This window comes from Paraburkholderia sp. SG-MS1, assembly GCF_012275575.1.
Taxonomy (GTDB): Bacteria; Pseudomonadota; Gammaproteobacteria; order Burkholderiales; family Burkholderiaceae; genus Paraburkholderia.
Window position 1 is genome coordinate 1 of sequence record NZ_NPIH01000079.1, and the last position, 6,082, is coordinate 6,082.

Sequence of the window (6,082 nt, forward strand, 5' to 3'; positions counted from 1 at the left end):
TCTCGTCAAACGCCTCGTGGGCTGGGGCGATTGGGCGGGCGATCCGGTTGCGCGCAAACTCTACGATCACGCGGTGTTCTACATCGTGCCGAACATGAATCCGGACGGCAGCGTGCACGGCAATCTGCGCACCAACGCGGCCGGTGCGAACCTGAATCGCGAGTGGATGGAGCCGGACGCCGCGCGCAGTCCTGAAGTGCTGCTGGTGCGCGACGCGATTCACGCGACGGGATGCGACCTGTTCTTCGACATCCACGGGGACGAAGCGCTGCCCTATGTGTTCGTGGCCGGTTCCGAAATGCTGCCGGGTTTCACCGAACGGCAACGTCAGGAACAGACAGCGTTCATCGAAGCATTCAAGCACGCGAGCCCTGATTTCCAGGACAAGTACGGCTATGCCGCGAGCAAGTATCGCGAGGATGCGCTGAAGCTTGCGTCGAAGTACATCGGTAACGAATTCGGCTGCCTGTCGCTGACGCTGGAGATGCCGTTCAAGGACAACGCCAATTTGCCCGACGAGCGGGTGGGCTGGAACGGCGAACGCAGCGCGTCGCTTGGCGCCGCGATGTTGCAGGCGATTTTGCGGCACGTGGAGACGTTTGCCTGAAACGGACGCTGGAAAAAGAGGACACACGGTGACGTGTGGGCCTCTTTTTCATTGGGCCGCTATCAGCGCAGGCGCGGGCGGATGAATCGATGCCGCGGCGGCGCCGTCATCAGTTTTTCTTCTTCGCCGTCGTTTTCTTGGCGGTCGACTTGCCCGGCGTCGCTTTCGACGACTTGCCCGGGCTGGTCCTGGACGGCTTCGAGATCGCTTTCTTCGTCGTTTTGCCGCTCGCGGAGTGCTTGCCCCTGGTGTTCTTGTGCTTGCCTGACACGGCTCGCGATCCTGACGACTCCGCGCTGCGCGCGCGAGCCGGTGGCACAGGATCGTTCCAGCTGAACGCGAGCATCTGGGCGCCGACATAGCCGCAGCGGAATTTCAGCGCCGTAGGGTCGCCTTCTCCGTTCTGACGGACACCGATCCCTTCGACGGTGACGATGTTATCGACCTTGACGCGCTGCTTGCCTTCATCGAACGAATCGTTCCAGGGCGTGACCGACGCGTGCGCGCTGTCGAACGAGCTGGGAGGAAAATCAACATGGTCGAAGGCGGTCGAAGTGCCGGCGACAAAGTCGCCGTGAGCGGCGCAGTCCGCGACTAGCGGGTCGGCGTGCAGGTCATTGACAAATTTGTTGACGAGGTCGTTGTGCTGTTCGAGTTGATCGGCGAATGCGGGAGCGGCGCAGATGAGCGAAAGACCCGCTGCAACTGTCGCCAACCGGCCGACCAGCCGCAGCAATCGGCGCGGTATGTTGGTGCGATCCATCTAGTTCTTTAGACGCGAAGAGGATATGAGGCAAGTAAGATGCCCGCCGGGAGCGGGGAGTTCAATCCTGACACAAATAATTTTGTCCTGGCGGGTGCCCCACGTCAGTAGGCCCGATATGCCCAAGCGGCCGACCGCTGCCTGAATCCGTTCAGACATTTGCCGGTGTCAGGTGCGAGGGCCACCCAGCCGGTATCGGCGCACATCGTACGTGGTGACCCACGCAGGGCGGTACACCGCAATCAACGCCGTCGACATGCCCGTGAACCAGGCCTCGCCGGTGGCAAGCAGAAACACGCTGAACACGTAGCCGGCAGGCACCACCGTCGTCGAACCATCGGCGAGCGCGATGTGGACGCCGAGCGCCGCAGCTGCGGTGAGCGACACGGCAATCGCGGGCGAAACGAAACCCTGGCCGAAGATAAACATGAAAAGGTTGCGCGGCAACCAGGCAATGCTGATGCGCTGGAGCAGAGCCGAGATGCCGACTGGCACCGCGCCGTACACGAGGAAAGTTAGCGCGATGCCCTGCCAGGGCGCATCGAAGATCACGGCGGCAAGACCCGTGACGACCGCCATTGCGAGCAGTGCCAGCGCCCAGTCGAATAGCGTGACAAAGAGCGTGGCGCCGAGCAGGTGCATCACGGTGCCGTCGTCGAGCCAGGCATTGCTCGCCCACAGCACCGACACAGCGACGATGATCGCAAGCCAGACATGCTGCAGTGTGCCGTCCTGAAGTCGTTTGAAAGGATTTTTCCACAGCGCGAGCGCGACCACTATCGCGGTGGCGATCCAGCCACCGACAGCGACCCAGAACGGAAGCGGTGTGTAGAGGAAACCCATGTGTCTCATATTACTCGTTGGACGAGAAAAGGTGTGAGCGGATTCCATGCCAGCCGACACCAACGCTGCCGTCGAGGGCGTCTTAGGCCGCTGCGCGCATGGTCACGATCCTCATGCCGAACCGGGTGCGAGCGCTGTGACGTTAGTCCGCGGCCGGTGCGTCGCCGTAGGTCGTGTTGGGCTCGGCCGCCATCGAAAGTGGGGCACTCGTGTCGCTGGCAGGCAACGGATACTGGAAGCGGCGCCGTTTGTGACGCCGCAGCGGAATGACGCCGGCTTGTCCCATCAGCGGACGGGTCGAGCCTTCGCCGTGGTTACGTAAGACCTGCAGATGGTTCGTGAGCCAGCCGTTGTAGAGCGCGACTGCGGCGGCGCGATTGGGCGCGCCGAGTTGCTGGAATATGCTGGTCAGATGGATCTTGACCGTGCCCTCGCTGATGCCGAGGGTGCGCGCGATCATCTTGTTGGTGCTGCCCATGTGAACGCAGCGCATGATCTGCTCCTGACGCGGCGACAACCCGCTCGAAAGCCGGTTGCGGCGTGGCGGTGGATTCTCCGCGTCGAACACGCGGATGGCGGTATCGGGCGGCAGCGGGGGATCGAGGGCGAGCGCGCCGGGCGGCACATAGTGGCCGCCGAGCAGCACCATTTCGAAGGCGCGCACAATCAGACACGGATCGGTATCGCGTGGCACGACACCGAGCACGCCTTCGTCCATGAGCGCTCGCACGATGACGGGCGAGATGTCGTCGGTTAGCACTGCGACGCGCAGATCGGGGTAGTGGCTGAGCAACTCGCGGGCGTCCGCGATCGACATCCATTCTTGCCAGTCGATCACGAGCAGATCGGGCCGGTGACGCTTGAAGATGCGTTCGATCTGGCGCCAATCCTGTGCTTCGGTAAAGCGCGCCAGTCGGTCGATTTGCCGCAGTAATGCTTTGAGTCCATCACGTCGTTCAGCGTTTGAGTTGAGTATCGAGAATCTCATGCATGTCTCCAGATGAATCGGGCGAAGTGGCGCGACGTATCCGTCCGGCGCACGAGCCAGACGCATGCAATGCGTCGCCGTCTCTATGATGACAAATTCCCTGCTGTTTGACGGCCTGTCCGAAAGGCATAAGAAGCATGCGCCATCAAACAAAAAGCCCCGCTCAGCGGGGCTTTTTTCTCGTTCGGCCAACGCGCGGCGCGACCGCGCTTATGCTCAATGGAAATGCGGCTGCGCGGGCTCCGCGTCTTCGGGCATTTCGGCGTGGACGATTTCGCCGAGCGGATCCGCATAGAGTGGTACGCCGCAGTCATCGCAATATTCTGGCTCGAAGCGTCCCGCATGGCGACGCACGTCGGTCACGCCGGTCTCCTTGAGCAGCGCGACGATTTCCTCGAGCGGATCTTCGGACGCTGAACTCCCTTGCGGTTCTTCGTCGATGCCAGGTTCACCGTTCTCGCGGCCGTACAGCGGCCACACGACGCCGTAAATCACGTCATTGCTGCCCCGGCGCGTAAAGCCGACGCGGTATTCGTCGATGCGGCGTTCACCGAAGCCTGCGACAACCGCACGCAATTCCTGCGGTGCCGCTCCAATTGTGTCGAATAGATAACGCACGGCGGTCCGCACCGTGTGAGGGCGTACGCTTTCGTCAGCGTCGCGGCAGGCGGAGTAGTACGCATCCGGCAACAGACACTCGAATTCGCAGCCCGGCAGCACCAGTGACAGGTTGGCGCCCCCCTGGGTCGTCCATTGTTCGAGACATTGGCCGCGCTCGATCCGGCTGCCGTGCTCCTCTTCCTGCCAGCGGAACGTCGGCTCGCCCACCGGCGCTGCGACGACGGCGAGCAGGAAGCGCGGGTCGGCCAGAATCGGCGAGGTTTCCGGCAGTTCGTTGAAATTAAGCTTGACGTTGCCGCCGCCCATCGCCGCCTGAGCCAACTGCTGGGCAAGGCGCCACGTTTCGACGTGATGGCGCGGCAACTGGTCGATGCTGTACAGAAACGGTGCCATCGCGACGCGCGTGTTGGCGGCAAGCACGTGCGCTTGCAGGTGTGCGCGCAACGCGTCGGCCGCCTCGGCTTTGAGCGGGCCCGAGGGAATCATGTAGCGGGTCCAGGCGAGCACGGGCGCCGCGATCAACAGCGCTTCATGGGGCACGCCGTCATGTTCCATCACGAACGATTCGCTGTGGGTTTCCGCCATATCGGCTAGCGCGCCATAGGCATCGGGATGATTCTGCTGCAGATGATCGAGCGCGGCGTCCAGCGTGGTCTGATTGGCGTTGCGGACGATCCTGGCGAGCAGTGCATCGAGCTTTGCTTCCCAGAAGCGGTCCTCAGTGCGGCTGCCCGACGCGAAAAGCGCGAGCGAGAGACCGACCAGCTTGTCGGCATCGGGGGGGAGACGTTTGGCGATTCGCGAGCGCATAAATCCAGAAATTGGGGGGCAGAGAACCTTATATTCTAGTCTTTTCTATGCCGTCATATTGTTTGGCCGGCAATGCCGGATGAATTAGGACGTTTCGATACGAAAAATCAGTCTGCCGCGCGGGCCGCACATCGACTTGGCCGGATGATATAAGACATCCCCGAGGGCTGGACTCGCTTCTATACTGACGGCGTTCAGTGGGGTGCGTGACAAGCGTAGGTCAATTTGCCGCCGTGGTCTGGCGCAAGAGGAGATTCGTCGTGAAATCAGACCAACTAATCGAACGTCTTGCCGCTGTATTCGCGCTGATTATTCTGGTGGGCGGCTCGCTGCTGGTGCTGGCGCCTTTCACTACCGCGTTGCTGTGGGGCGCAATTCTCAGTTATAGCTCGTGGGGGTTTTACCGGCGGCTTACCGCCGCAGTCGGCGGGCGGCGCAAATGGGCCGCCACTTTGATCGTGCTCATCATTCTGGTGGTTGTGCTGGGGCCGTTCGTCTATGCGGGTTTCGCGTTCGGCGCGCACGTTCACGAGATCGTTGAGCTGGTGCAAAGGCTTTTTGAGGATGGCTTGCCTGATCTGCCGCCGTGGGTCGGTCGGGTGCCGCTGATTGGGTCTAATATCCTGGCCTTCTGGGCGCATTTGACCAGTAGCAATTCCGAACTGATCGCGCAGTTGCGCTCGCTCGCGGCGCCAGCCGGCAAGTGGATTCTGGCGGCGGCGCTTGCTGTAACGCATGGTCTGGGACTGCTGGCGTTAAGTATCGTGCTCGCGTTCTTCTTTTATACGGGCGGAGAGGGTGCGGCTGCGTGGCTTAATGCGGGGATGCGGCGCATCGCCGGCGAGCGCGCCGACTATCTGCTCGCTCTGGCGGGCAGCACGGTGAAGGGGGTGGTCTATGGGATTCTTGGTACCGCGCTCGTGCAAGGGGTTCTGGCTGGTTTCGGTTGCTGGATCGCGGGGGTGCCGGCGCCGGCGCTGCTTGGACTGGCGACATTTTTCCTGTCGGTGATACCGGGGGGTCCGGTGATCGTGTGGCTGCCTGCTGCGATCTGGCTGTATCACGGCGGCGAGACGGGCTGGGCGATCTTTCTGGTGGTGTGGGGTGTGCTGGCAGTCGGCATGTCTGACAATGTGATCAAACCGATTCTGATCGGCAAGAACAGCGACATGCCGCTCATTCTGGTGATGTTGGGTATTCTGGGCGGCGCGTTGGCGTTTGGTTTCCTCGGCGTTTTCATCGGACCGACTTTGCTCGCGGTTGCGTACACCGTGCTCCACGACTGGACGATCGGCTCGCCGGGCGCGCGCTCGTTGGCGCCCGACCTGAAGGAGCCTGCGGTCGACGAACCGCGCCGCATAGAAAAGGCGCCTTGAATAAAGTTGGAGATAACGCTTGCAAGTCCCGTTGGGGCTCGCTAGAATTCCGCTCTTTCGTGCTTCGGACACCG

6 protein-coding genes are annotated in these 6,082 nt (G+C 62.0%); 2 read left to right on the forward strand and 4 right to left on the reverse strand.

The window, feature by feature from the left end:
* The coding region (locus CIC12_RS05175; protein ID WP_168662792.1) for a M14 family metallopeptidase at nt 1-607 on the forward strand (607 nt) is incomplete at its 5' end.
* 109 nt (nt 608-716) lie between these two features.
* Here CIC12_RS05175 and CIC12_RS05180 read toward each other — a convergent pair.
* The 4 genes from CIC12_RS05180 to CIC12_RS05195 all read right to left on the reverse strand — a co-directional run bounded on the left by CIC12_RS05180 (nt 717) and on the right by CIC12_RS05195 (nt 4,632).
* Nucleotides 717-1,370, reverse strand: a complete 654-nt coding sequence (locus tag CIC12_RS05180; RefSeq protein WP_168662794.1) for a BspC domain-containing protein — start codon at nt 1,368-1,370, stop codon at nt 717-719.
* A 168-nt stretch (nt 1,371-1,538) separates the two neighbouring features.
* Entirely contained in the window at nt 1,539-2,213 is a 675-nt protein-coding gene (locus tag CIC12_RS05185; protein ID WP_168662802.1) for an energy-coupling factor ABC transporter permease, read from the reverse strand.
* 142 nt (nt 2,214-2,355) lie between these two features.
* Nucleotides 2,356-3,201 (reverse strand): LuxR C-terminal-related transcriptional regulator, encoded by an 846-nt coding sequence (locus tag CIC12_RS05190; protein WP_168662796.1) that lies wholly within the window; start codon nt 3,199-3,201, stop codon nt 2,356-2,358.
* Nucleotides 3,202-3,417: 216 nt separating this feature from the next.
* Nucleotides 3,418-4,632 (reverse strand): DUF2863 family protein, encoded by a 1,215-nt coding sequence (locus CIC12_RS05195; protein WP_168662798.1) that lies wholly within the window; start codon nt 4,630-4,632, stop codon nt 3,418-3,420.
* Between the two features lie 260 nt (nt 4,633-4,892).
* On the opposite strand from CIC12_RS05195, the gene CIC12_RS05200 reads away from it, so the two are divergent.
* Nucleotides 4,893-6,008 (forward strand): AI-2E family transporter, encoded by a 1,116-nt coding sequence (locus CIC12_RS05200; protein WP_168662800.1) that lies wholly within the window; start codon nt 4,893-4,895, stop codon nt 6,006-6,008.
* The last annotated feature ends 74 nt before the right edge of the window (nt 6,009-6,082 follow it).

Excerpts from the sequence above, each read along its gene's own strand:
- CIC12_RS05180 (WP_168662794.1), bottom strand. The coding sequence starts at position 1,370 with ATGGATCGCACCAACATACCGCGCCGATTGCTGCGGCTGGTCGGCCGG.
- CIC12_RS05185 (WP_168662802.1), bottom strand. The coding sequence starts at position 2,213 with ATGGGTTTCCTCTACACACCGCTTCCGTTCTGGGTCGCTGTCGGTGGC.
- CIC12_RS05190 (WP_168662796.1), bottom strand. The coding sequence starts at position 3,201 with ATGAGATTCTCGATACTCAACTCAAACGCTGAACGACGTGATGGACTC.
- CIC12_RS05195 (WP_168662798.1), bottom strand. The coding sequence starts at position 4,632 with ATGCGCTCGCGAATCGCCAAACGTCTCCCCCCCGATGCCGACAAGCTG.